This is a genomic window from Rugosimonospora acidiphila, from assembly GCF_039543385.1.
Lineage (GTDB): Bacteria > Actinomycetota > Actinomycetes > Mycobacteriales > Micromonosporaceae > Rugosimonospora > Rugosimonospora acidiphila.
The window spans coordinates 27,301-48,921 of record NZ_BAABJQ010000038.1; the positions used below are offsets into that span (position 1 = coordinate 27,301).

Genomic DNA, 21,621 nt, shown 5'->3' on the forward strand with positions numbered 1-21,621 from the left:
CTGTTGACGTGAGTACCCACCAGGAGCTGGCCAGCTTCATCTGGTCGGTCGCCGACCTGCTGCGCGGCGACTACAAGCAGTCCGAGTACGGCAAGGTAATCCTGCCGCTGACCGTGCTGCGCCGACTGGACTGCGTGATGGAGCCGACCCGCAAGGCGGTCTGGGCGCTGGACGAGCAGCTCACCTTCAGCAACAAGGAGCAGATGCTCAAGCTGGAGGCGAAGCTGCCCTTCTACAACACGTCGAAGCAGACCTTCCACACGATCGGCGCCGATGCCGCCAATGTCGAGAAGAACCTCACCGACTTCATCAACGGGTTCTCCGCCGACGCCCGGGAGATCATCGACAAGTACGAGTTCCATACGCAAATCGCCCGGCTGCGGGCCGCGAAGCTGCTCTATCCCGTGGCGCAGCGCTTCGCCGACGTCGACCTGAGCCTGGCCCGCGTCGACAACCACCAGATGGGGTACGTCTTCGAGGAGCTGATCCGGCGCTTCTCCGAAATCTCCAACGAGACCGCCGGTGAGCACTTCACCCCGCGCGAGGTCATCCGGCTGATGGTGCACCTGCTGATCGGCTCGGACTCGGACAACCTGACCGGGCCGGGAAATGTCATCAACATCCTCGACCCCGCCTGCGGCACCGGCGGCATGCTGTCGGCCGCCGAGGAACTCATCACCTCGCTCAACCCGAACGCCAACGTGAGACTGTTCGGCCAGGAGATCAACGCCGAGTCGTACGCCATCTGCCGCTCCGACATGATGCTGAAGAACGAGACCTCAGACATCTACTTCGGCAACTCGTTCAGCGACGACGGCCACAAGGAGATGCGGTTCGACTACATGCTGGCCAATCCGCCGTTCGGGGTGGAGTGGAAGAAGGTCAAAACCGAGGTCGAGGACGAGGCCGGGCTTGGGTACGCCGGCCGCTTCGGCGCCGGCTTGCCGCGTATCAACGACGGCTCATTCCTGTTCCTCCAGCACATGGTGTCGAAGATGCAGCCGGTGGAGAAGGGCGGCTCGCGCATCGCCATCGTCTTCAACGGCTCGCCGCTGTTCACCGGCGCCGCCGAGTCCGGCGAGTCGAACATCCGCCGCTGGATCCTGGAGAACGACCTGCTCGAAGGCATCGTCGGCCTGCCCGACCAGCTCTTCTACAACACCGGCATCTCCACCTACTTCTGGATCCTGTCCAACCGCAAGGCGGACGCGCTCAAGCGCAAGGTGATCCTGGTAGACGCCCGCGACCAGTGGGTCAAGATGCGCAAGAGCCTCGGCGACAAGCGCAAGATGATCTCAGACGAGCAGATCGGGTACATCACCCAGCTCTACGGCAACGCGCTCGCCATCGCGGCCGACCCTGCGCACGCCGACCATGCCAAGGCGAAGGTCTTCCAGACCACCGACTTCGGCTACCAGCGCATCACCGTCGAACGGCCGCTCAAGCTGCGCTTCGAGATCACCGAGGACACGCTCGCCGCACTCGAAGAGGCCAAGCCCCTTTCGCGGTACGAGCACCGGGAGGCGCTCATCGGCGCGTTCAAGCCACTGCTCGGCACGGTGTGGCGGACCAAGAAGGAAGCGCGGGACGCACTACATGCGGCCGCAGCGGCGGGTGGGGCGCCATGGCCGGCGGCCGCCGCGGAGAAGGGCATCTGGGACGCGGTCTCGATCAGCGACCCGGAAGGGGAGGTGCAGAAGGTCAAGGGCCAGGTCGTGCCGGACACCGACCTGCGCGACTACGAGAACGTGCCGCAGGGGGAGGGCATCCACGAGTACTTCGCCCGTGAGGTGCTCCCGCACGTACCGGACGCCTGGATAGACGAGAGTAAGACCAAGATCGGATACGAGATCCCCTTCACCCGTCACTTCTACGTGTACAAGCCGCCCAGGCCGCTTGCCGAGATCGACGCCGAACTACGCGGCCTCGAATCCCAGATCCAAGAATTGCTGGGTCAGGTTACCTCATGACCGTTAACATCGCTCCATGGCTAACCAGCTCGCATTGGCCGACCGTGCCAATCCGGTATGTTGCTCGGCTGGGGACCGGACACACTCCGAGTAGGCAACATCCGGAGTACTGGGAAAACTGTACGATACCGTGGGTGACGCTCGCCGATGTCGGTCAGCTTCGAGATGGAACCGTCGATACCATCTCGGGCACGGCCGAAATGATCAGCCCCCTTGGTGTGGCGAACTCGGCGGCTGTTCAGCATCCGGCTGGAACTGTAATCCTGTCACGTACGGCGTCGGTCGGATTTTCTGCAGTTCTCGGGACCGACATGGCGACAAGCCAGGACTATGCGACGTGGACATGCGGGCCCCGTCTCGATCCGAAGTACCTACTTCACGCACTCCGCGCCATGGCGCCAGACCTTCGTCGTCTGGCAACGGGCTCTACCCACAAGACCATCTATATGCCGGACATTGCCGAGTTGCGAATACCTTTGCCACCGCTCGCAGAGCAGCGGCGGATCGCCGACTTCCTCGACGCCGAAACTGTTCGTATTGACACCCTCGTGGATCTTGTCAAACGTGCGATCAAGCTGCTTGAGGCTAGGCGGAGGCTGCACGTGCTCGATCTGATAGAACCAGTCAGAGACAATGTCGCTCGACCAACCGTGGCGTTGAAGTACCTTTCGTCCTCACTGTCGGTGGGCATTGTGATCACGCCAGCACGATGGTATGTCGATGGTGATGGCGTCGTTGCGCTTCGCGGGTTAAACATTCGGCCCGGTAGGATAAGCATCGATGATATCGTCCGGATCAGTCAGGAAGGCCATACGCTACACGCCAAGTCCAAGCTTCGCGCTGGCGATGTTGTGGTCGTACGGACCGGCCAAACCGGTGTAGCGGCTGTTGTCCCTAAGTCTTTGGACGGCAGTAATTGCATAGATCTCGTCATCGTACGACCGATATCTACAGTTGTACCTCAGTATATCGAGATCGTACTGAACTCCGACTTCGCTCGGCAGTATATTAACGAGTTTTCTGTGGGAACTATTCAATCGCATCTAAACGTCGCTGCCCTAAAGCAACTGCCGATTCCGGAGCGGGATCCGACGGAGCAGTTGGCTGTCGTCGAAGCGGTGGGACAGATCGATAGGGAAGTAGATGGCGCGCAATCCCTGATGACACGACAAATCGAGTTGCTGACAGAGCGGCGCCAGGCGTTGATCACGGCGGCGGTCACCGGACAGTTCGATGTCACGACGGCGCGGGGGGCTGATTTGTCATGAGCGCGGAGGTGTACAAGGAGGAGAAGTTCGAGGACGCCATCAAGGCCGAACTGCTCGCTGGCGGGTGGATCAAGGGCGTGTCGAGCTTCTACGACGCTGGGCTCGGGCTCGATACCGGGGAGCTGGAGACCTTCGTCGGAGCCACTCAGCAGAAGGCGTTCGAAAAGCTGATCGCCGCGTACGGAGACATCGCCACCGCGCAGCGGGAGTTCGCGAAGCGGGTCGCCGCCGAGATCGATAAGCGGGGCGTCCTCGATGTGCTGCGCAACGGGGTCAAGGACCGGGGCGTGACGATCCAGCTCATCTACTTCCGTCCCGGGCACACCCTTGCCGCCGGTGCGCTCGACGAGTACCGCGCCAACCGGCTGACCGTGGTGCGGCAGTTGCGGTACTCGGCGAAGACGGCCGGCGAGCTGGACCTGGCGCTGTTCGTCAACGGCGTCCCGATCGCGACCGCCGAGCTGAAGAACCCGCTCACCGGGCAGGACGTCGAGGACGCCAAGGCGCAGTACCGCAAGGATCGTGATCCGAAGGAGCTCATCTTCGCGCGGCGTACCCTCGCGCACTTCGCGGTCGATCCTCATCTGGTCTTCCTGGCGACCCGGCTGGCCGGGGAGCAGACCCGGTTCCTGCCGTTCAACGTGGGCTCCAACGGGCCGGGCGTGTCCGGTGGGGCGGGTAACCCGCCAGCGCCGGTGGATGGCTACCAGACGTCGTACCTGTGGCGGGAGATCTGGCAGCGGGACAACTTCCTGGAGCTGCTTCAGCGGTTCGTCCACGTGGAGCTGCCGCGGAAGGGCAAGGCGAACCCGCACACGAGTCCGCTCATCTTCCCGAGGTTCCACCAGTGGCACGCGGTGAAGACGATGACCGCGCACGCCGCGCACAACGGGGCGGGGCACAACTACCTGATCGAGCACTCGGCTGGATCGGGCAAGTCGAACACCATCGCCTGGCTGGCACACCGGCTGTCCAACCTGCACGACGCGGCGAACGTGCCGGTGTTCGAGAAGGTCATCGTGATCACCGACCGGGTGGTGCTGGATCGGCAGTTGCAGGACACGATCTACCAGTTCGACCATGTGGCCGGCGTGGTGAAGAAGATCGACGAGGACTCGCAGCAGCTCGCCGACGCGCTGATCGGCTCGACCGCGAAGATCATTATCACGACCCAGCAGAAGTTCTCGTTCATTCTGAACAAGGTGAGCGAGCTGGGTAGTCGCCGGTACGCGATCGTCATCGACGAGGCGCACTCGTCGCAGTCGGGGGAGCATGCGAACTCGCTGAAAAAGGCGTTGGGCCGGTTGGGTTCCGACGACATCGACTCCGACGGGGACCTGCTCACCGCCTCGGCGCTGGCCCGGGGTCGCCACCCGAACCTGTCGTTCTTCGGGTTCACCGCCACGCCGAAGTCGAAGACGCTGGAGCTGTTCGGCACCCGCAATCCGCAGACCGACAAGGACGAGCCGTTCCACGTCTACTCGATGCGTCAGGCCATCGACGAGGGCTTCATCCTGGACGTGCTGCATAACTACATCACGTACCAGGCCCGCTGGCGGCTGGCCAACGCGGCGGTTGAGGCTGCCGAGGCCGCCGACCCAGAGGTGGATCCGAAGAAGGCCAAGGCGAAGCTGGTGCGTGCGGCGGAGCTGCACCCCGAGTCCCAGGACCAGCGGGCGCAGATCATCATCGAGCACTTCCGCGGCGAGGTGAGCGAGCGCATCGGTGGCCGGGCCAAGGCGATGGTGGTGACCCGGTCGCGGGAGCACGCGCTCAAGCTGTACCAGGCGATGCGCAGGTACCTCGACAAGCGTGGCATCACCGACTGCGCCCCGCTGGTGGCGTTCTCCGGCACGCTGTCGATCGACGACATCGACTACACGGAGCCGAAGCTCAACGGTTTCTCCGAAGGTGCGCTGCCCGACGCGTTTGGCTACACGAAGGTCGACGACCCGCAGGCGGTGGCCCGCAACCAGACCGAGTACCGCATCCTGGTCGTGGCCGAGAAGTACCAGACCGGGTTCGATCAGCCCCTGCTGACCGCCATGTACGTCGACAAGCCGCTGGTTGGAGTCGCCGCGGTGCAGACGCTGTCGCGCCTGAACCGGATCCACCGGTACAAGTCGCAGGACGACGTGTTCGTGCTCGACTTCGCCAACGAGGCCGAGGACATCCAGAAGGCGTTCAAGCCGTATTTCGAGACGACGATCACCGAGCCGACCGACCCGAACTTGCTCTATGACAAGCAGCGCGAGGTGATGGACTACCAGCTGTTGGTCGAGTCGGAAATGGACGCGTTCGCCGAGGCGCTGCTGGCCGCCGAGCGGTCGTCCACGACCGAGAGCCAGCTGGAGAAGGCGCACGCCCAGCTGTACCGGTTCCTGCAGCCGGCGGTCGACCGGTTCAGCGAGCTCGCGTCGAACGACCGGGACCGGGCCGAGGAGTTCCGCTCGTCGGCGTCGGACTACGTGCGGGCCTATGGGTTCCTGGCCCAGGTCGTCGGGTATGCCGACCCCGACCTGGAACGGCTCTACCTCTACGCGCGGTTCCTGCTGCGGCGACTGCCGCGTGAACCGGGAGCGGGTGTGGACATCGGCGACACGACGCTGAGCCACCTGCGGATCGACAAGACCGGCAAGCACGACCTCGCGCTGCAACCGTCCGGGGCGCACCTCATTCCCGGCTTCTCCTCGGATGGGGGAGCGGCCCGGGAGGTGGAGGAGAAGCCGCTCAGCGAGGTGATCGAGGAGCTGAACGAGCGTTTCGGCTTCGATCTGAGCACCTCGGATCAGATCCTCATGGCGCAGCAGATCATCATCCTGGCCGAGGACGAGAAGCTGCAGGCCGTCGCGCTCAACAACGACATCGACAAGTTCGGTCAGGTCGCCGACCCGGAGCTGGACAACATCGTGGCCCGCAACCACGGACGCAACTCGGCGTTCGTCGGGAAGTACTTCGACAACCCCGAATTCCGGGCCGCCGTGAAGGATGAGGCGCGGCGCCGCGCGTACAACCTGATTCTCAGCCCGGCCCGGACCGAGGCGCTGCGCAAGCTGCGCACGCAGGTCTCCGCCGGCATCGACAATCATGAGACAGTTACTTCCGGGGGGTGATGATCCCGGGTGGAGGCGGGCGTGAACGACTCGGTACCGAGTGAGGAGTGGGTCTTCGCGGAGCGCTACCGCGTCGACGCGCCGATCGGTCGCGGCGGCATGGGCGAGGTCTGGAGCGGGTACGACCGGCAGCTCGACCGCCGGGTCGCGATCAAGCTGATGCACCCTGCCGCCACCCCAGCGGCACGCGCGGGCAGTGCCGAGGGCGGCGCCTTCGCCGAGGCGGCGGCGCTGGACCGGGAGCGGTTCCTGCGCGAGATCCGGACCACCGCCCGGCTGGAGCTGCCCGGCATCCCCGCCGTGTACGACTTCGGCATCGAGGAGTCGACCGGCCGCATCTACCTGGTCATGCAGCTGCTGTACGCCCAGCCCCTCGCCGATCTGATCCGCTCCCGCGACTATCCGGCCGACCCGTGGCCGATCTCCTGGGCGGCGGCGATTGCCGCGCAGGTGGCCGCCACGCTCGTCGATGTGCACCGGGTGGACGTCGTGCACCGCGACATTAAGCCGTCGAACCTCATGGTCAGCGCGAGCGGGCTGGTGAAGGTCCTCGACTTCGGGGTGGCGATCCTCCAGGGCGCCAGCGCGCTGCCGAAGCTCACTCAGATCGGCATGACCGTCGGCAGCCCGCCATACATGCCGCCCGAGCAGGTGCTCGGGAACCCGGTGGGCCCCGCCAGTGACGTGTACGCCCTCGGCTGCGTCCTGTATGAGATGGTGACCGGACGGGTCCCGTTCGTCGAGACGACGGCCCGCTCGTACCAGGACCACCACGTCAACACGCCGCCTTCGTCCCTGCGGCTGCTGCGCTCAGACGTGTCGACCGAGCTCGACGACCTGGTCGTTGCCATGCTGGCGAAGCGGCCCGCCGATCGGCCGGATGCCGAGACTGTCTACGACACGCTGCTTCCGCTTGTCCGGTCCGGTCCCGCCGACGCGTCGGACGACCGAGACCCACGAAGGCCGTTTCTCCGCCCGTTCGCACCCGCGCCGCGTCCCCCCGCCGCGGTGCCGGCCGCCCGCCCGCCGCGGGCGGCGCTGGCGCCGCTAACCATCGACGAGGCTTTGGACCTCCACGGTCGCGTCGCCCAGCTCGTCCAGGACTCGCAGCTTCAGCAGGCCATCGACGTGCTCGACGATGCCGTGGATCGGGCCGCTCACGATCGTGCGCTGCAACTGGAGATGCGGATCGAGCTGGCCACGACGCTGTACATGGCGGACGAGTTCACCCGCGCCGCGGCCGTGTTCGACGCCGTGCTGCCGAAGCTGGACGGGGGAGAGGACGTCGCGCTGCTGCGCTACTACGCGGGTGTCAGCCACGCGGAGACCGGGGACATCGACTCGGCGATCGAGTATCTGACCGCGTTCCTCGTCGACGCGAAGCCGGACGACCCGCTGTACCGGGACGCGACGTACCAGCTCGGCATGATGCTGCCGGCAGTTGGTCGACCCGACGAGGGGCTGCGGTATCTCGAAGGACTGCGGCCAGTCCTCGCTGCGGAGTACGGCTCGGATTCGATACATTTGAAAGCGCTGGAACGACGGATTATCCAGATCCGAAACGAGATTACCGGCGGTCCTTGAGTCGGATCGTGGCGAACCACGTGCAGCCGGGCTGGCAGTCCAAGGCCCAACCGTCAAACCTAAGAACGATCGCGAACCCCTGTTGTGTGAGCCGAGGAGTCCGATGGCCGTCACGCTGTACAAGGAGACGACGTATGGAGTCTCGCACTTGGTCGAGTCGATCCGGCGGGGCGAGATCGCTCTGCCGGACATCCAACGTCCGTTCGTGTGGCAGGCGACGAAGGTCCGTGACCTGTTCGACTCGATGTACAAGGGCTTCCCGGTGGGGTACCTGCTGTTCTGGGAGACCGGGGCGGAGCCGGGAGCGCGGCAGATCGGCGTCGACACGAAGCAGTCTGTACCGCGGCTGCTGATTGTCGATGGACAGCAGCGCTTGACCTCGCTGTTCGCCGTGATGACGAACAACGTCGTGGTCCGAGACGACTACAGCGAGGGACGGATCCGGGTCGCGTTTCGTCCGACCGATGGCACGTTCGCGGTCAGCGACGCGGCGGTTGAGAAGGATCCAGAGTTCATTCCCGATATCAGCGCCTTGTGGTCGGGTGCTGGCCGACGTGCCACGACCAAGCAGTACCTCGCCCGGCTCGGCAGTCGCCGGAAGGTCGACGACGCTGAGGAGGGGCGGTTGGAGGACGCGATTGACCGGCTCTTCAACTTGCAGAACTACCCGTTCACGGTCGTTGAGCTGTCGGCGGCGGTGGACGAGGAGCAGGTAGCCGAGATCTTCGTCCGGGTCAACAGCGAAGGCGTTACGCTGGTGCAGGCCGATTTCATTCTTACCCTGATGTCCGTCTTTTGGGAAAAGGGGCGGCGTGAGCTAGAGGACTTCTGCCGGGACTGCAAGCTTCCGTCGTTGAGTGGGGCGTCGCCGTTCAACTGGTACATCCAGCCCAAGCCGCCCCAGTTGTTGCGGGCGACGGTGGCGCTGGGGTTCCGCCGGGCTGTGCTGAGGCATGTGTACACCCTGTTGCGTGGACGAGACTTGGACACGGGCCAGCCATCGCCCGAACATCGTGACCAGCAGTTCGCGGCGCTGGCAGCGGCGCAGCAGCAGGTATTGAACCTGACGCATTGGCATGAGTTCCTGCAGTGCCTGGAGCGGGCCGGCTTCCGCGGGGCCAAGATGATCTCCAGCCAGAACGCGATCATCTTCGGGTACGCCATGTGGCTCATTGGTCGGGTGGACTACCGGGTATCGGTGTCCCGGTTGCGCGAGGTGATCGCGCGCTGGTTCTTTATGACTCAGACCACCTCGCGCTACTCCGGCACTTTTGAGACTCAGGTGGAGCGCGATCTGAGCCGGCTGTCCGAGGTGAAGCCGGGCGACGCGGACGGCTTCGTTACGGTCCTGACCCGGATCATCGATGGAACGTTGACGCCGGACTTCTGGCAGACCACGCTGCCCAACGAGTTGGCCAGTTCGGCGTCGAAGTCTCCGGCCCTGTTGGCCTACATTGCTGCGCTGAACATCCTCGATGCCGATGCGCTGCTGTCCACGGTGAAGGTGCGCAGCCGGCTGGATCCGGCGATCACGGCAAGGAAGGGCGTCGAGCGTCACCACCTCTTTCCGCGGGCGTACCTGCGTAGGTCAGGGGTCAACTCCACCCCACGCATCAACCAGATCGCGAACATGGCCCTGGTCGACTGGCCAGAGAATGTCGCGATTTCCGACAAGCCGCCGGCCGAGTATTGGCCTGAGCAGTTGGCCGTGCGTCACCTGCCGCCGGCGGTACTGGCGGATCAGATGCGTTGGCATGCTCTGCCGGACAACTGGACGAAGCTGACCTACGACGAGTTCCTTGTGCAGCGTCAGAAGTTGATGGCTGAGGTGGCTCGGGAGGCGTTCGCCAAGCTCGCCGATCACAGCTACGCGCCGGCGTACCCGGTCGCGGGCCAGCCCGCTCCGGTGAAAGCAACCAACCGGGTTCACTACGGTGTGTCGGTCGCCGACCTGCTCGATGCCGGATCGTTAGCCGCTGGCGCCCTGCTCATCAACCTAACTGACGATGTTGAGGCCACGGTGATCGGGGACGGTCGAGTCGAGTTCGACGGAACGGCCTACGATTCGCCGTCGGGGGCCAGCGACGCCGCCCACGGTGGGAGCACTAACGGGTGGCTCTACTGGCTGGCGGACACGAAGGAGGGCTTGCGCCCGTTGGCTGCCCTGCGCGACGAACTGCGGCAGCCGAGCGCTGATGAATCGTGAACGAGGCTTGGGCCGGAACGCAGGACGGGGCTCCGATAGCCGGACTCCGTCGTACTCCACATCGATCAGTTGTGCCGGGGACGAGAAGAATCAGCGAGCGATTTAGCGAACGAGGCCCTCGACAAGGCGAGCAACGTCTGCTGTTGTTGGATGCTTGCCAAGCTCGGTCCGTACGTGTCTGCGGAGGGTGATGAAGTTCTGCTGGTCGAGGGTCATCTTGGCGACGAGTGCGTGTTGTTGTTGGCCAAGGTTCGCCAGTAACCGGTGATCGGGGTTCGTGGAGTCGTACAGGGGGATGGGTAGTTTCCACAGGTGCTTGTCGATGTGGCGTTCGTCCTTGCCGTACGACATCAGGGGCCGGACCAGATCGGTGATGACCGGGCTGTTCAGGATAGCTGACAGGTAGTGGCCCTCGTGGGTTGAGGTAATCGTTGCCCAGTAGAGCGTGTGATCGATGACTGCGTAGGGGTCAGTGATGATGGCGGCGGTGACGTGCATGCCGGACTTGCCGTAGGCGAGGCGTAACGGTGGTGTGGGGAGCTGGGCGGTGAGCTTGCCTCGGAAGTCGAGTTGTTCGATCAGCGTCAGACGGGTGGTGCTTCTGTGCTCGTTCCAGACGGACTCTGCGCGATGCCACCAATCGGCGAGACCGGGGTAGTAGTCGAGCTCGGGGCTCTCGGCGCTGAAAAGCTGCGAGCCGACGAGCGGCACGACTGCGTCCCGGGCGCCGAGAACTCGGTAGGGGAGAACACTTTCGCCCAAGAGCACGGGTCTGATGAACTCGGTTTCTACTACTCCTTCGAGACGGGGCAGATCCTTCCAGGGGAACTTCTCATAGCTGCTGCGGGCGGATCGTACGGCGCGTCGCCCCCCGCCCAAGCCGAGTGGTCCCGAGGATTCCGTTTCCACGAAGAAGAGGGCCCGCGGCACGATGGTGGCTCCCTGCGTGAATCGGGGCCCGTAAGGTGACCCGGTGGTTGTAGAGGCTTTGCCGTGATGGTCGCCGCGGTGTCGGCTGATGTGCTGCGCGACTGATCTCCAGGATCTCGCTGGTTGGGGCAGGTGTCCTGACCAGACTTCCGCGGCCGGCGCCGTCTTACGGTGTCGAGTCAGCGGGATCCGGTTGCCCATGACGACGCAGCTTCCTCGGAGGAACAGGTGTGGCCGTAGCTTTCGTAGGTCCCAGGTCTCGGTGAAGGTGACGGCGGTGGGTTCGGCGGCGTCGTCGTACCATCCGGAGCGGAAGCCTGCGAAGTAGTCGCGGTCGAGGACGGCGTTGGGTAGCACGAACGCGAACGAACCCCCGGCGTTGAGGTACAGCTGGATTGTGCGAGCGACGAAGAGCGCGGAGAGGTCCTGGTGGGTGGCGACCTGCCCGCCGTGCCAGAGGCCGCGGTCGCGCGAGAGCTTTTTGAAGATTGTCTGCATGTCGATTGGCATGTGGCGGTACGACAGCCAGGGCGGGTTGCCGATCAGAACATCGACGCGGTTCTCTGGCATCGCGAGCCAGATTGGGCGGGCGAGGTTGCGGATGTAGTAGCTCCAGATATGGTTTCGGCTTTCGTCGTGCAGACGGCACATCGCTGCGAAGGTCTCACGGATCATCGGCTGGTCGTCGCTGGGGATGGCCATGCGGCGGAAGAGCGCCGTGAGGGACGGCACGGTGTTCTTGTCCCGTGGCTTGGCGGCGAGGTTGGCGAGGTTGGCGACGAGTCGGTCGAAGTGGTCGGGATCATCGAGGAGGTGCTGAGGGAAGCGTAGGAGATCGTCGAGGTAGCTGGCGCCGTGTCCAGCGTTGATCTTCAAGTGATCTTCCGTGAAGAGGTCGAGTTGTTCTCGCCACTGGATGCTGTCGCCGAGGTAGACGGGGATCGTGATCGGGCCCCTGCGTGGGTCGGTGAGTCGGTGACGGCCGATGGCTAACAGGTAGGTCACCCGGGCGAGGGCCACGGCTACGGGGTGGAGGTCGACGCCGATGACCTGCCGGGGAAGCTGCGACAGGGCGATGTCCAGCGTTTCGCCAGCCTGCTCGGCGGCGTTCAGGTATCGACGTACCGCGTGGAAGAGGAATGTGCCGGAGCCGCAGGCGGGGTCCAGCGTTCGTTGCTGTAGAGGTCTGGTGACTGCGGTCTCGACGATGTGCTCGGCCAGCCAGTCTGGCGTGTAGTACTCGCCCATGCGTTTACGGGTGTCGGCGCCGATGATCGATTCGTAGAGTACCTTGAGGATGTCGTGGTCGACGTGTGACCAGTCGAAGCGGGCGACTCGGCGTGCCAGTGACTGTACGAACTGTGCGCCGCCGGACACCTCGATGGTCCAGTCGAAGAAGTCCTGCTCGACGACGCCGAGGATTCCTGCTTGTTCGAAGCGCTGTCCGGTGAGCAGCGTGGCGGGCTCCATGTCCATGACGTCGAGTCCGACGACGAGGTGCGCGATGATGTCGGCGCTGTTCATGAGCAGGGTGTGTTCGATGAACAGGTTGTCGTCGTCGACGAATTGTGTGCCGAGCGCGCTCTTCAGTAGATCAGCCCATAGTTTGCGTTTGAGTTGAACCGTCGCGGTGTCGGCGTTCTCGTGGTAGAGGTCCGCGAGCGTCGCACGGTCCAGTGCGTAGGAGGTGCTTGATGCTCCGAGGAGTTGACCGATCTCTGTGGGGGTTGGCGGGATGTGCTGCCGGGTTGCGAGGACGCCTTCGAGCCAATAGAACAATCCGAGGCCGTCGGGGTCGCGGGTGGCGAGGGTATGGCTGGTGACGAGGTTCAGGGTGGCGCCGCGCAGGTGATAGGCGTGCCAGTGGGCGCCATCGGTCAGGATGCCGACGTATCGCTGGCCTGTCTGCTGATTGCGTGATCGCACGTAGCCTGCGAGTTGTCGTACGGCGTCGCTTACGGCACGAGGGGTACCCAGGTTCTTCTTCACCTCAACGACGGTGCGACCGAGTTCGATGTCGATCCGATGGCCACCACCCGCTGGCGCCTCTAGGTGGACGTCGAGGTCGTGTTCGAGAAGACCGAAGTCGCCAGCGAGCAGGAGTTGGCGGATGTCGGATTGGAGTGTGGCCTCGCTGCGAGGACGATCTCGGCTGACGATGGCAGTCAGTAGCGGTCGCAGCGACTCGGGAAAGCCGTCCAGCGGACGTGCCCGCGCTGTAGGGGAACCACGCCGGTGTCGAGCACCTTCGGCGTCGCCGCCATCGATGCCTCTCATGTGACGATCTCATCGCTGTAGGTAACTCGACGATAGTTCTGACTACTATCGGAAGTTAGACAGACGCGAAGGGTAGTCACGTTGGGTGGGATCGTCGACAATGAAACGTCGCGGCCTTACGAGACGTGGCGTCGCCTAGCGCTGCCGTCAAAAAATTAGTTTTGGCCCATGTGTACGGCGTTGTGTTCCAGCGACACGAACGGCGGGGAGTCGTCGTGATCGATGAGCAGGTGTTGAGCGCGATCGCGGTTGCGGTGTCGACCAAGGCTGTCGAGGGACTGGCCGAGGGCGGCAAGGCGACGTTCGCGACGTTGGTGCGGCTGATTCGCCGACGGTTCCAGTCCAAGGCATCGGCACGGGAAGCGCTGGGCACGGCTGAGGTCAGCCCTGGCGATGCGGCACGGGTCGCCACTCTGCGTGCGGAGTTGGCCCGGGTGATCGCTGAGGACCCCGACTTCGAGGCTGAGTTGCGCGAGATCTGGCGCGGGCTGGGGCCCTATCTGAACGGTGCCCGGGCCGAGGTGACCAATCGCGTGGTCGGCGACGTCAGTGGGAGTGTGGTGCAGGCCCGCGACGTTCACGGAGGGATCGCGATAGGTGCCCCTGGCCGCCAAGCGCCCGGGGGGCGATCGCTGAGCGGCTGATGCCGCCCCGCGAATCGCTCCTGCTGTCCCAGGACACCGCTACAACTCGATTGTCCAGCTTATACGCTGCGTAGTAGCCTGTTCACCGCAGGCAGTCGGATATGTCGATGAAAGCGAGGGCCGTCGTGAAGCTGACCAGGCTCTACAAGGATCAGAGTTCGGGCGGGAACGGGTGCCCGACGGTTTACCTCGGGGACAACGGCGAGTTGGTTGTGCAGGGGCAGTTGGTGGACGGCGACACTTTCGCCGAGCTGGAGAACGTGCTGCCGGGTGAGGGTGCCGTGCGGATCGACCCGGTCGTGGTCCTCGGCGCGATCGAGCAGTACCGCGCGGCGGGGCAGCGGTGATCGACGGTTGACCCGCTCCTTCACCTCCCTCGACGACGAAGAGTTCAATCGGCTGTTCCGGGATTTCCGGTACACGGCATACCGGTTGGAGACCCTGCAGCGCTACGACGTGTCCTACGAGCAGGCTGAGTTCTCTCGCTTCCTGGCCGGCGAGCCCCGAGGGGAGTTCCCGGGTATCGGGGCGTGGTGCGAGACCGTCCGGGAAGCGGTAGCGGCCGGTAAGCGCATGCACCGGGTTCACGTCGTGGTGGATCCGCTGTCGGACTACGTGAGGTTCGAGTGCGGCTGGGCGTACGAGCACACAGTCGAGGCGGGCGAGGATGTCCGACTGGTACCCGTGGCCGGCAGGGACTGGCCGGAGGGGTTGCCGCACTACGACTACTGGTTGTTCGACTCCTGCGACCTGGTGGCGATGTACTACGACGAGGCTGGCGCGTTCGTGTCCGGAAAGCTGATCACCGAGCCGGCCAAGGTGGTGGAGGCGAATCGGTGGCGGGACATGGCCGTGCACCTCTCCGTCCCTTATCGGCAGTACGCCACCGGACCTCAGCTCGCCGCTAATCCATAGGCCTGATGCGACCTGGAGGGCAAGCATCGAACCCTTGGCACGCAACGAGTCATCCGGGGACGCGAACGCGATCGTGCAGGCGGGGACGATCCACGGCGGGATCACCGTGCAGGGCCGTTCCGAGCCGCCGCTGCCACCGCCCCGGCAATTGCCCCGCGACGCGGCAGGGTTCGTCAACAGGGAACGCACCCTGGCTGACCTCGATGCTTCTCTACCGCTGCCCGACGAGGTGCCGTCGGCGGGTCACGCGGTGGTCACCACGATCGCGGGCGCCCCAGGGGTGGGCAAGACCGCACTCGCTGTGCACTGGGCTCACCGCGTCCGCCGTTGGTTTACCGATGGCGACCTGTATGTCGACATGCGCGGCTACGGTCCGGGTACGCCACTGGGTGTCGAGCAGGTGCTCGACGCGTTTCTGCGCGCCTTGCACGTTCCCGCGCAGCGGATCCCGGCCGAGGCCGACGCGCGGGCGGCGCTGTACCGCTCGATGCTGGAGGGTAAGCGAATCCTCGTTGTGGTCGACAACGCCGCCTCGGAAGGTCAGGTCCGGCCGCTGCTGCCGGCGGCGTCGACCTGCATGGCGATCGTCACCAGCCGCAGTAGGCTGTCCGGACTCGTCGCCCGCGAGGGAGCATCCCGCATGACCCTGGACGTCCTGTCAGCCGAGGAATCCCTCGGCCTGCTCCGCGACACCATCGGCCCCGGCCGAGTCGACGCCGAACCGCAGGCCGCGGCGGAACTCGCCCGACGCTGCTCGTACCTTCCGCTCGCCCTGCGTATTATCGCCGAACGGATCGCCAACTCGCCCCACACGTCGCTGGCAGACTTCGTCGACGATCTGGCCCGCGCCGACAGCCAGCTCGACGCGCTCCGAATCGACGAGGACGAACTGTCCGACGTACGGGCGGTGTTCTCCTGGTCCTATCGCGCCCTTGCGCACGACACCGCGAGGTTCTTTCGCCTCCTCGGCGCACATGCTGGCGCGGACATCAGCACCGCCGCGGCCGCCTCCCTGGCCGGAATGACCATCGCGCGGACCCGGGGTCTGCTCGACGTGTTGACCGCCGCGCACCTGCTCCAGAACCCGGCACGTGACCGATACGTCCTGCACGATCTGCTGCGCGTCTACGCGGCCGAGCGTGCCAACGCCGACGAGACACCGGAACAGCTGAGCCTCGTCCGCCGCCGGTTGCACTCCTGGTACCTGAACATGGCGGAGGAGGGGCGCAAGGTCATCCTGCCCTACTCTCAGGCCGTTCCTCTGGCGCAGGTCAAGGCCGGGGTGCAGCTTGTGCCGCCAACGACGGTTGACGAGGCAATGCGCTGGTTCGAGCAGGAGCGACTCAACCTGCTCGACACGATTCGCCAAGCCGAACAACTTGGCGAGTATGACGTGGCCTGGCAGCTTCCGGTGGTCAGCGACGGCTTCTGGGAACTGAAGTCGTACTGGTCGGATTGGCGCGACATCCACGTCATCGGCCTGCGGGCCGCTCGGGCCATCGGCGACCGGTACGGCGAAGCGTCCAACCTCCGCTGCCTCGGCGACGCCTACTGGCGGACGGATCAGCGCGAACAGGCTCTCGACTGCTATCGGCGTGGCGTCGAGGCAAGCCGCGCTGCCGACGCTCCCTGGGTGGAAGGCTTCTGTCTGCGTGGCTGCGGCCTGATCCACGAAGAACTCGGCCAGATCGACGACGCACTGGAGCACTACACGCAGGCACTCAACGTCTTCCGCGTCCACCGCATCACCCGCGGAGAGGGAATGTCCCTACTCAGCCTCGGCAACTGCTACCGAGCTCTCAGCCGCACCACCGACGCCATCGCCCACCACCAGCAGGCAGTGGCAATATTGGAGCAACTCGATGACCAGTGGAGCATCGCCTGGGCGTGTCATCCGCTGGGGCTGGCCTACCAGCAAGCCGGACAGTTCACCGAGGCCCGCGACCAGCATGAACGGGCGCTGCGCTTGTTCCGTGCCTTCGGAGACCGCCGCTGCGAAGGGACAACCCTCGCCGCGCTCGGCGACAGCCTGCATGCTCTCGGCGACACCGTCCGCGCTCAACGCTGCTGGCAGGACGCGCTGCTCATCCTCGACGAACTCGCTGATCCCCACGCCGACATGGTCAGAGCGCGCCTCGATCCTCTGGACGAGTCCCATGGATGAGTGCGGCGCTTCGACTTTTGATCCAGACGAGTCGGTGGCGAGTGGGTACGACGTCCGGCTCGGCGGGCGAGGACTCGCGGACGCTCTGCATGGCCAGATCTGCGAGCTGTACGACGCTGTCTTTTCGCAACCACCGTTCATCTGGACCGCGAACGACTCGCAGGAGCACGGGCAGGAACTCGCCGCGCTGCGTACCGATCCGACCTTCGGGCTGGCCGTCGCCATGCGCGGCGACGAACTGGTCGGGTTCGCCTACGGCGTGCGCCTGCCCGTAGACCACGGATGGTGGACGGGTTTTCCCGAACCGCTGCCGGACGACTTGACTCGGGAATGGGAAGCGCGGACCTTCGCGCTGATTGACTTCGCCGTTCACAGCGGTCACCGCGGGAAAGGGTTTGGACGCCGTCTCCTTGAGGTGCTGCTCCGGAGCCGGAGCGAGCAGCGGACGATCCTGTCTGTGCAACCCACCGCGACGGACACTCAAGCCGTCTATCAGCATCTTGGCTGGCGGTCCCTGGGGCGGAAGGGGCCGCTTGAGGGCATGAGACCCGCGTACTGGGATATCTACCTGCTGAGCCACGAGGATCGTCGGGTCGGTCCTTGAGCCGCGAGACACGGTTCCCGTCGACATGTTGCTTCGCCAGATTCCCTCTGGAGCAGGGGATTCGGGTACTTGCCCTTGATGCGAGCAGCCAGCGTGAGTTCCGGCGTTCGCCCCCATTGCCGTGTGCATACCAGGGTTCCTCCGGAGACAATGCTGGCAGGGTGGGCTGAACCGCAGTCCGACCCGACGCTCAGCTGCGTTGGCCATCCTCGCGCAGGCCAGTTCCCGGCTGTTGTCGCTGTGTAGTACCCGCGGGTGACCGCGATGCGTCCGCGCGTTTTAGTTCGGCAATGACGGTGGCAGCGGTAAGGGAGCGTCACGAGTCCACATAGGACATCTGCCAGCGTCCCGGGAGGCTGTGCACGAGCACGGGTTCCAGCTATAGTCGGGGTATGACCCCCGAAACCGGGGGAATTCCCGAGCGTGGGGGTTCAGCTCCCCCCTCGGACACCACACGTGGGTTTCTATGCGCAGTTTCCCGTGTCCGTGTTCAAACACCTTTGAACACTCTTCTCACTCTCTGTCAGTGCCGTCGGCGACCGCCGGCTGGGCTAGGGGGTGGTCGTGGTGAGCACCTCGCTCGTCCCCCCGATCATTCCCAGGGTCGTCGCCGGCCGTCATGGCGAGTCCGGCCCGGCCGGGCGGGCGCGGCACCCTGTGCCTGCCGAAAATTACGTCCAGGCAGTTCAGGCAGCATGTTGGTATTCGTGGATGATGCCGCCGAGCCGGTCGTTGCGGCGGACCTCCAGGCGGGCGAGAAGGTCCGGATCGGTTATGGGTGTGGGGAGAGTGCGGAGCGGAGCGGCCTGACGCATCGCCTGGTGGGGACGGTGCTCGTTGTAATGGATCTCGAACTCATGCAGGCACCGGCGCAGATGGGTTTCGTTCCAGATCAGTGTGCGGTCGAGGAGTTCGCGGCGACACGTGCGTACCCACCGCTCCATGATCGAGTTCATCCGTGGCATACGGACGCCGGTGAGGACGATGTCGATCCCGGAGTCGGTGAGAATCCGGTCGAACAAGGCGGGGAACTTCGCATCCCGATCACGGATCAGATACCTGACCTTGACGGCAGCCTCGTCCAGGTCCATCACCAGGTTCCTCGCCGCCTGGGTGACCCACGCCGCGGTCGGGTGCGCGGTTGTTCCGAGGACACGCACGCGTCGGGTGGCGTGTTCGATGGCGGCGAGGATGTACTGGCGTTGTCCGGTCAGGGTGATCGTCTCGATGAAGTCGACGGCCAGCAGTGCGTGGGCCTGGCCGCGGAGGAAGTCGGCCCAGGTGCTGGTGGGTCGGTGTGGTGCGGGATCGATGCCTTCGGTTTTCAGGATTTCCCAGACGGTGGAGGCGGCGACTGTGATGGCGAGGGTGGCGAGTTCGCCGTGGATGCGCCGGTATCCCCAGGACGGGTTCTCGCGGACCAGGCGCAGGACCAGGACACGGATGGAGCGCACCGTCGGTGGCCGTCCGGGCCGTTTCGGTTTCGACATGTTCGCGTGCCGTTGTTTCATGAGGTTGCGGTGCCAGCGTAGGACCGTGTCCGGCCGGACGATCAGGCGCAGCCGGCGCAACATCCCGCGGGGCAGGGGATGCAGCAGCGCGGCGAGGAACGCCCGGTCCGCGGGCGTGAAGGTCACTATCTGTGGGCCGAGGTGGCGCTGTAGCACGGCCAACTGATGGCGGAGGGTGAGGATCTCGACGTCCTTGTCACGATCGCTCATCGGCAGCATCCGCATCACGGCGAAGGTGTTGGTGACGGTGAGATAGGCCAGAGGAAGCAGCACCTCCCCATCGTGCCCGGTAACGCCCGCCCGCCCGCCGGCTGGCGCGGCCACCTGCGAACGCGCTCGTCCCACGCCAGAACCGTGTACACCGTCTGACCAGCACGGATGGGATTTTCGGCAGGCACAGGGCGCCGGCGGCTGCGCGTCCGGTGGGAGATCGATCGGGATCAAGTCGGGTCGTCGGCGCGCCTCAGGTAGGTGAGCACGGCCAGCACGCGCCGGTTGTCGGCATCGGCGGGCGGCAGATCCAGCTTGGTGAAGATGTTGGTGATGTGCTTGCCTACGGCAGCTTCGGTGACGTTCAACGCCGACGCGATGGCCTGGTTCGATCGCCCCTCGGCCATGAATGCCAGGACCTCACGTTCGCGTTCGGTGAGGCGGTCCAGGGGATGGCGACGGCGACGCAGCATCTGCCGGATCACCCGCGGGTCGATGATGGTGTCGCCCGCAGCCACCCGCGCCGCCGCCTCGATGAATTCGGTGACATCGGTGATGCGGTCCTTGAGCAGGTATCCGATACCGGTGTCACCGGGCGAGTCGAGCAGCTCGCCGGCGTACGTCAACTCGATGTACTGGCTCAGCACCAGCAAGGGCAGCTTCGGGCGGTCGGCACGCAGCGCCAGCGCCGCGCGCAGCCCCTCGTCGCTGAAGCCGGGTGGCATACGTACGTCGGTCACGACCAGATCCGGCTCGTACGCGGAGACCGCGGACATCAGGCCGGGCGCGTCGCCGACCGCCGCGACGACGTCATGGCCGAACCTGGTGAGCAGGCCGGCAATGCCTTCGCGGATGAGCACGCCGTCCTCGGCGAGCACCACGCGCAGGCCTAGATCGTTTCGCACGGTAACTCCACTCGAAGCTGAGTCGGGCCGCCCATCGGGCTGCTCAGGTTGAGACTGCCACCGGCCACGCTGATTCGGTCGGCGAGGCCGGTCAGGCCCGTACCCCGCGCCGGGTCAGCGCCGCCCACGCCGTCGTCGTCGATGTCCAGCACCAGCACCTCACCTTTCATCCGCAGGCAGACCGACACCTGCCGGGCATGGCTGTGTTTCGACACGTTGGTCAACGCCTCACAGATGAGGAAGTATGCGGTCGTCTCGACCGACACCGGCAGCCGGTCCGGTAGATCCGCGTCGAGCGCGACGGGTACGGGCGAGCGATCGGCCACATCGGCGATCGCCGCCGGCAGGCCACGATCGGTGAGGATCTGCGGATGGACGCCCCGGATCAGGTCCCGCAGTTCCTCGAGAGCCGACTGGGCCTGCGTGTGCGCCTGGTCGAGCAGGTCGGGCAGCTCCTCCGGCTCGGCCACCCGGGCCAGCCCGATCGTCATGCCCAGCGCGACCAGCCGCTGCTGCGCGCCGTCGTGCAGGTCCCGTTCGATCCGGCGGCGCTCCGCGTCGAACGCGCCCACCAGCCGCATCCGCGACTCGGTCACCGCGGTCAGCCTGCGCGCGAGTGTCTCGTCGCGGGATTCCAGGAACACGTGCACGAGCGACGCGCGCACCGCACCGTACGCGGTCGCCACGTAGAGGCCGGCGGCGAGCGCGAGCACGCCGAGCGGGACGGCCATCCACGCCCGCGCCGACGAGGTGATGTCCACCGTCTTCAACACCTTGACCTGATGGTCCGCGGCGAGTTCCAGGAGCATCGGCGTGGCCAGCAACGCGCCCGGGACCACCACGGCGACACCGGTGACGATCAGGTCGAGCGGCCACAATACGGTCGCCAGGAGCAGGGCGTACGCGAGTTCACGCCACGTCGCGGCCTCGCCGTAGCGCCGGGCGAGCCAGGCGCGTAGGCCGACGCCGCTCGGGGGACGGTGTGGATCGGCGATGCCCCGCTGGTCGATGAGCCGGATCCGCCAGCGTTCCACGGCGGCCACCGGCAGCCCGGCGAGTCCCACGGCGCCCAGCAGCACAATCCCGATGACGATGACGGCGGACGCCAGACCGATCCCGACGAGCGTGAGCAGGCCAAGCAGGGTCAACGCGCCGATCGGCACACCGCTGACGAGGTAGGCGCAGGCTCGCCAGGGCCAGCTCGACGCGAGCAGCCGTGGTTGGGTCAGGGCCTGCCGGACCGTTGTCGCGCGCATGGTTCGACGCTACGGTGCGGGCAACGGCGACCGGAATGCACCCAGCGCTAGGACAGCGGTAGAA

The 21,621-nt window shown here is 65.4% G+C and carries 14 protein-coding genes; 10 read left to right on the forward strand and 4 right to left on the reverse strand.

Annotation, left to right across the window (positions count from 1 at the left end; genetic code table 11):
- Positions 1-8 precede the first annotated feature (8 nt).
- From ABEA87_RS37665 to ABEA87_RS37685, 5 genes are all read left to right on the forward strand, one after another.
- Entirely contained in the window at positions 9-1,970 is a 1,962-nt protein-coding gene (locus ABEA87_RS37665) for a type I restriction-modification system subunit M (protein WP_345638042.1), read from the forward strand.
- Positions 1,967-3,238, forward strand: a complete 1,272-nt coding sequence (locus tag ABEA87_RS37670) for a restriction endonuclease subunit S (protein WP_345638043.1) — start codon at positions 1,967-1,969, stop codon at positions 3,236-3,238. Before ABEA87_RS37665 ends, ABEA87_RS37670 begins: the two co-directional genes overlap by 4 nt.
- Complete coding sequence (locus ABEA87_RS37675; RefSeq protein WP_345638044.1) at positions 3,235-6,351, forward strand: type I restriction endonuclease subunit R; 3,117 nt, start codon at positions 3,235-3,237, stop codon at positions 6,349-6,351. Before ABEA87_RS37670 ends, ABEA87_RS37675 begins: the two co-directional genes overlap by 4 nt.
- Before the next feature lie 21 nt (positions 6,352-6,372).
- Entirely contained in the window at positions 6,373-7,935 is a 1,563-nt protein-coding gene (locus tag ABEA87_RS37680) for a protein kinase domain-containing protein (protein ID WP_345638046.1), read from the forward strand.
- 103 nt (positions 7,936-8,038) lie between these two features.
- Positions 8,039-10,141 (forward strand): GmrSD restriction endonuclease domain-containing protein, encoded by a 2,103-nt coding sequence (locus ABEA87_RS37685; RefSeq protein WP_345638047.1) that lies wholly within the window; start codon positions 8,039-8,041, stop codon positions 10,139-10,141.
- A 102-nt stretch (positions 10,142-10,243) separates the two neighbouring features.
- On the opposite strand, the gene ABEA87_RS37690 is transcribed toward ABEA87_RS37685, so the two are convergent.
- Positions 10,244-13,348 (reverse strand): N-6 DNA methylase, encoded by a 3,105-nt coding sequence (locus ABEA87_RS37690; RefSeq protein WP_345638048.1) that lies wholly within the window; start codon positions 13,346-13,348, stop codon positions 10,244-10,246.
- A gap of 215 nt (positions 13,349-13,563) precedes the next feature.
- On the opposite strand from ABEA87_RS37690, the gene ABEA87_RS37695 reads away from it, so the two are divergent.
- The 5 genes from ABEA87_RS37695 to ABEA87_RS37715 all read left to right on the forward strand — a co-directional run bounded on the left by ABEA87_RS37695 (position 13,564) and on the right by ABEA87_RS37715 (position 17,675).
- Positions 13,564-13,992 carry a hypothetical protein gene (locus ABEA87_RS37695; RefSeq protein WP_345638049.1) on the forward strand — a complete coding sequence of 143 codons (429 nt, stop codon included), beginning with the start codon at positions 13,564-13,566 and terminating at the stop codon, positions 13,990-13,992.
- Positions 13,993-14,099: 107 nt separating this feature from the next.
- On the forward strand, positions 14,100-14,339 hold the full coding sequence (locus ABEA87_RS37700; RefSeq protein WP_345638051.1) for a hypothetical protein: 240 nt from the start codon (positions 14,100-14,102) through the stop codon (positions 14,337-14,339).
- A 7-nt stretch (positions 14,340-14,346) separates the two neighbouring features.
- A complete protein-coding gene (locus tag ABEA87_RS37705; RefSeq protein ID WP_345638052.1) occupies positions 14,347-14,907 on the forward strand; it encodes a DUF6879 family protein in 561 nt (186 codons plus the stop codon).
- A gap of 34 nt (positions 14,908-14,941) precedes the next feature.
- Positions 14,942-17,071 carry an ATP-binding protein gene (locus ABEA87_RS37710; RefSeq protein WP_345638053.1) on the forward strand — a complete coding sequence of 710 codons (2,130 nt, stop codon included), beginning with the start codon at positions 14,942-14,944 and terminating at the stop codon, positions 17,069-17,071.
- A complete protein-coding gene (locus tag ABEA87_RS37715) occupies positions 17,064-17,675 on the forward strand; it encodes a GNAT family N-acetyltransferase (RefSeq protein WP_345638055.1) in 612 nt (203 codons plus the stop codon). Before ABEA87_RS37710 ends, ABEA87_RS37715 begins: the two co-directional genes overlap by 8 nt.
- Positions 17,676-18,361: 686 nt before the next feature.
- Here the strand turns inward: ABEA87_RS37715 and ABEA87_RS37720 are convergent.
- From ABEA87_RS37720 to ABEA87_RS37730, 3 genes are all read right to left on the reverse strand, one after another.
- The gene (locus ABEA87_RS37720; protein WP_345638056.1) at positions 18,362-19,459 is read right to left on the reverse strand and encodes an integrase core domain-containing protein; all 1,098 of its coding nucleotides are present in this window, start codon (positions 19,457-19,459) and stop codon (positions 18,362-18,364) included.
- A gap of 167 nt (positions 19,460-19,626) precedes the next feature.
- Positions 19,627-20,283 (reverse strand): response regulator transcription factor, encoded by a 657-nt coding sequence (locus ABEA87_RS37725; protein ID WP_345638090.1) that lies wholly within the window; start codon positions 20,281-20,283, stop codon positions 19,627-19,629.
- A gap of 2 nt (positions 20,284-20,285) precedes the next feature.
- A complete protein-coding gene (locus ABEA87_RS37730) occupies positions 20,286-21,557 on the reverse strand; it encodes a sensor histidine kinase (protein WP_345638057.1) in 1,272 nt (423 codons plus the stop codon).
- Between the last annotated feature and the right edge of the window lie 64 nt (positions 21,558-21,621).

Bases quoted from the DNA above. Each gene is read 5' to 3' on its own strand.
- ABEA87_RS37670 (WP_345638043.1), top strand. From the start codon at position 1,967: ATGACCGTTAACATCGCTCCATGGCTAACCAGCTCGCATTGGCCGACC.
- ABEA87_RS37675 (WP_345638044.1), top strand. From the start codon at position 3,235: ATGAGCGCGGAGGTGTACAAGGAGGAGAAGTTCGAGGACGCCATCAAG.
- ABEA87_RS37685 (WP_345638047.1), top strand. From the start codon at position 8,039: ATGGCCGTCACGCTGTACAAGGAGACGACGTATGGAGTCTCGCACTTG.
- ABEA87_RS37690 (WP_345638048.1), bottom strand. From the start codon at position 13,348: ATGAGAGGCATCGATGGCGGCGACGCCGAAGGTGCTCGACACCGGCGT.
- ABEA87_RS37700 (WP_345638051.1), top strand. From the start codon at position 14,100: ATGAAAGCGAGGGCCGTCGTGAAGCTGACCAGGCTCTACAAGGATCAG.
- ABEA87_RS37715 (WP_345638055.1), top strand. From the start codon at position 17,064: ATGGATGAGTGCGGCGCTTCGACTTTTGATCCAGACGAGTCGGTGGCG.
- ABEA87_RS37730 (WP_345638057.1), bottom strand. From the start codon at position 21,557: ATGCGCGCGACAACGGTCCGGCAGGCCCTGACCCAACCACGGCTGCTC.